Genomic DNA, 4,424 nt, shown 5'->3' on the forward strand with positions numbered 1-4,424 from the left:
AATTACTACTTATCAAATGGATACGTTGAATCAGTTTGGCGCACTTGTGACCAATGGACAGCAAGAATTAGCGGCATTAGCTTATTTGATCACGATGAAATTTGCCGAAGAAAATGCGGCGTACATTCGTGAAATGGGACTTTATTACGAAGAAAAGCTCCAAGCATTGACGCTGCGGCACTCCTCGCTTATTGAGAGGGTGGAGGGGCTCGGACATCTTTCAACCTTGTTCTTTCATGAAGCGGAGAAGGTTACGTTATTTACAGGCATTCTTAATAAAAATTGCATCGATATTAGTGCTCAAACCTATAAAGCGAAATGCCCGCCTGTAGCACTTACAAAACCGCCTATTATCGCTACCAAAATAATGATAGACTTCTTTTTGGATAAGATGGATGATGCTTTAGAAAGCATAAAATGACATTGATTAATGAAGGAGTAATTATGATTGAACAAAAAATAGAAGATATTGACATCGACGAGAGAAGAAAACGGATTTTGGATTTGCTCCATCGAGAAGGCAAGGTAAAGGTAGCTGAATTAAGTAAACTTTTTGGTACATCAGAGGTAACTATCCGCAGTGATCTGGATGAGCTGGGTGCACAGCAATTGCTGCAGCGCACGCACGGAGGTGCGATCAGCACTTACAAATCGTATTATAATATGAACTTTCAAGAACGTGCGGAGACTAATAAAGAAGAAAAAAGAAAAATTGCGGTTGATGCGGCTTCCCTCATTTCTGATGGTGATACCGTCATTCTCGGCTCAGGAACGACACCACTTTATGTGATGAAGGAATTAAGGAATCACAAAAATCTAATTATTATTACGAACTCCTTGTCAATCGCGCAGGAAGCCGGATTCAACAGAAATGTTAATGTTGTTATTTTGCTTGGAGGAAATCTAAATTTTGAATACCAGTTTGTCTCAGGTGATGATGCTATTAATCAATTAAACAAATATAAGGCCGATAAGCTCATCCTCTCTTCTGATGGAATAAGCTCCGAGTTTGGGGTTAGCACGTATCATCACCAGGAAGCGGAATTGTACAGACAAATGATCGCTAGAGTGGATAAGACAATTTTAGTGGCGGACTACACGAAGATAGGCAGGGCTAATTTTTCACTTATTGCAGGTATCGAGAAAATGGATTGCCTCATCACAAACGAAAATGCCAACAAGGAAGAAATCGAGGCATTTAAAGAACAGGGCATTGAGGTACGGTTGGTTTAATGGTTGGTTTAATAATCCTTTAGAAGCTGGTGATGAATGTGAAGATTGGTTTGGTAAAGGAAATCAAAAACAACGAGAATAGAGTGGCACTTACACCCGGTGGAGTAAAAGAATTAGTAGGCCAAGGACATCAAGTATTTGTGGAGAAGGATGCGGGTCAAGGCAGTGGATTTGACGATGCACAGTATTTGGATGCTGGAGGAATGGTGCTAGAGGACAAGCGCGAGCTGTTCAACCAAGCAGATATTATTGTAAAGGTGAAAGAGCCTTTAGCATCGGAGTATGAGTTTTTCAAACCCGGGCAAGCACTTTTTGCCTACTTGCATTTATCAGCGGAACTTCCCTTAACAAAGATGTTAATTGAAAAAAAGATTTCTGGCATTGCTTTTGAAACAGTACAGCTCGTTAATAAACAGCTTCCTTTACTTGCTCCAATGAGCGAGGTTGCTGGAAGAATGTCGGTTCAGATCGGAGCAACGATGCTCCAAAAGTATAATGGCGGCATGGGCATTTTATTAGGCGGAGTTCCGGGGGTGAGCAGTGCAGATGTCGTGATCATCGGTGGCGGGGTTGTAGGTACGAATGCCGCGAAGATGGCAATTGGACTCGGTGCTAAGGTCACTATTCTGGATGTGGATAAAAATAGGCTTGTTTACCTCGATGATATATTCGGAGGGCGAATTACTACTCTGATTTGCAATGAATACAACGTAGCTCAAGCTGTTAAACATGCCGATTTGCTCATCGGTGCGGTACTCATTCCTGGAGCGAAAGCGCCTAAAATCGTGAAGGAAGAAATGGTACAGACGATGAAAAAAGGATCAGTTATCGTAGATGTAGCTATTGATCAGGGTGGATCGATCGAGACGATTGATCGAGTTACGACACATGACAACCCGTACTATGAAAAATACGGCGTGGTTCATTATTCGGTTGCCAACATGCCAGGGGCCGTTCCAAGGACATCGACCTTTGCGCTTGAAGCAGCAATGCTGCCTTATCTTGTGAAGCTTGCAAACAAAGGAATAGAGCAAGCTTTGATAGAGTATCCAGATTTGCGCCTAGGCTTAAATACTTACGACGGCTCGGTCACTTGCAAACCCGTAGCGAAAAGCCTAGGTCTCGACTATATAGATCCAATGGAGTGCTTGGATACGAAGAAGAGCGCTGTTGTATGAGAGGGTGATTGATGATGTCGGGCAAGGATAATCGGGTGTACCAGGAATACCTAATAGGACTTGATATCGGTACATCAGCCGTAAAAGGGGTACTGCTCTCAGCAGGTGGTTCTGTTGTTTCAAGGGAGCGTAACGAAACTCAAACTCAAGTTTTTGATGATGGCCGTATCGAGTTTGATGCTGATCTATTGTTCCGGTTGACTGCCGATGTCATTCGCAAGCTGGTCTCAGCACTGCCCGAGGGTGCATGCGTTTCGGGGCTAAGCATAGCGTCGGCCAGCGGAAATACTCTGCTTGTAAATGATCGTGGGGAGCCAATGCTCCCTGCATTCAGTTGGATGGATGAACGTGTTACGGATGAAATGGAAGCGACGTTCGGGAAGCTGGGAGCAAGTGAAGTTCATGATTTGATAGGATGGCCGCTGCTAAAAACTTTTCCACTTGCTCATCTTTCCTGGTTGAACGTTCACGAGGCGGACCTACTGAAAAGATCGGCAAGAGTGTGTATGAGCACGGAGTACTTGAATTACAAGTTAACTGGAGAATGGGCAATTGACAGTTCTACCGCTACCACCTTCTATCTGCAGGATCAGAAGGCAATGGAGTGGCATTTTCCTTATTTGCGGAAATTAGGAATTCCCGAGGAGAAGCTGCCGCGTTTACTAGCTCCGGGATCGGTTCTGGGCTATATCACTGTTGAAGCTGCTGTCGAGACAGGGCTTCCGCCTGGAATGCCCGTGACAGTTGGTTCTTTCGATCACCCGAGTGCCGCAAGGGGGGCGGGGGTACTGGATGAAGGACAACTGCTTCTATCCTGCGGAACCTCATGGGTAGGCTTCACACCATTAAAGGATCGGCAGAGTGCGATTGATCTTAAGATGCTGGTCGACCCATTCCTTCAACCAAAAGGGCCGTGGGGCGCGATGTTTTCAATTCCAGCAATCGCCACTTCGGTGGATAAATATATCTGCGAATATATTTCCAGCGCTCCGGATAGATACGATACGTTTAATGAGCTTGCCAGCGCGGCTAAGCCTGGAGCGGGCGGGCTTCTCATAAGCCCCATGTTGCCGGATGAGCTCGACGAACGGGATGAGTTCGCAAAGACAGATATCGCAAGAGCGCTAATGGAAGGAACGGTTTATCTCTTAAAAATGCATATAGACCGATTGGACGAGGCTGGGATGCGATTTGATTCCGTGACGATGGTTGGCGGACCTACAGAGTCTTTACTTTGGCCACAAATCGTAGCCGATGTTCTCGGGAAAGAAGTAAGCGTTATCAATGGGTCCTGCGCTGGAGCAGCAGGGGCAGCCATTATGGCAGGTATCGGCACGGGTCTATATTCGGATGAAAGAGGAGCATTCCTAAAAGCAGACTTTCCAAAGCTTATTAGGAAACCGGATCCAGCGGCGCATGAGGTTTATAAGCGAGAATACAGGAAATTTACAAGCGAATCTATTTCGAATAATGGGGGTTTGTCAGAATGAGTTTATTCGAGTTTAAGGAAGTTGACAAAATTTATTACGAAACCAAGCTAAAAGAGTTTTTACCCGATAAAATCATCGACATACATACACATGTATGGCTTGACAGCATTCGCATACAAACCTCAAAAGCGCCCGTGAGAGCCGTTACGTGGCCGTCCTTGGTTGCTGCACAAAATCCGATAGAGGATCTATACGAGACTTATCGGCTTATGTTTCCAGGAAAGCAGGTTACTCCGCTTATATTCTCGCAAGTGAGTTTGAATTACGACATCGAAGCTGGTAATGAATATATCAGGGAGTGCGCCGAAGAGCACAGCCTGCCGTCTCTGATGGTCACTAAGCCTGGTATGAGTGCCTCGGAATTTGAAGAGGGGATCGATAAGGGCGGATTTTTGGGATGCAAAGTTTACTTAAATTTTGCTGATTCCTATATCCCCGAGAAAGAAATACGGGTCTTCGATTTCTTGCCTCATCATCATCTGGAGGTTCTAAACAAGCGCGGTTGGGCCGCGATGCTGCATAT

Annotated in this window: 4 protein-coding genes and 1 pseudogene; all 5 read left to right on the top strand. The window is 45.1% G+C overall.

Annotated elements, in window-relative coordinates:
- A pseudogene (locus tag AC1DWN_RS28700) lies at positions 1-421 on the top strand (aminotransferase class III-fold pyridoxal phosphate-dependent enzyme); the annotation flags it as partial.
- Positions 422-444: 23 nt separating this feature from the next.
- Positions 445-1,233, top strand: coding sequence for a DeoR/GlpR family DNA-binding transcription regulator (locus AC1DWN_RS28705; RefSeq protein ID WP_477562294.1), 789 nt, complete (start codon positions 445-447; stop codon positions 1,231-1,233).
- A gap of 38 nt (positions 1,234-1,271) precedes the next feature.
- Positions 1,272-2,411 (top strand): alanine dehydrogenase, encoded by a 1,140-nt coding sequence (gene ald, locus AC1DWN_RS28710; RefSeq protein WP_477562295.1) that lies wholly within the window; start codon positions 1,272-1,274, stop codon positions 2,409-2,411.
- A gap of 11 nt (positions 2,412-2,422) precedes the next feature.
- Complete coding sequence (locus AC1DWN_RS28715) at positions 2,423-3,901, top strand: xylulokinase (RefSeq protein ID WP_477562296.1); 1,479 nt, start codon at positions 2,423-2,425, stop codon at positions 3,899-3,901.
- A partial coding sequence (locus AC1DWN_RS28720) for a hypothetical protein (RefSeq protein WP_477562297.1) occupies positions 3,898-4,424 on the top strand: 527 nt, incomplete at its 3' end. The genes AC1DWN_RS28715 and AC1DWN_RS28720, both read left to right, overlap by 4 nt.

The sequence above is a fragment of the Paenibacillus sp. P4_A7 genome, from assembly GCF_056402455.1.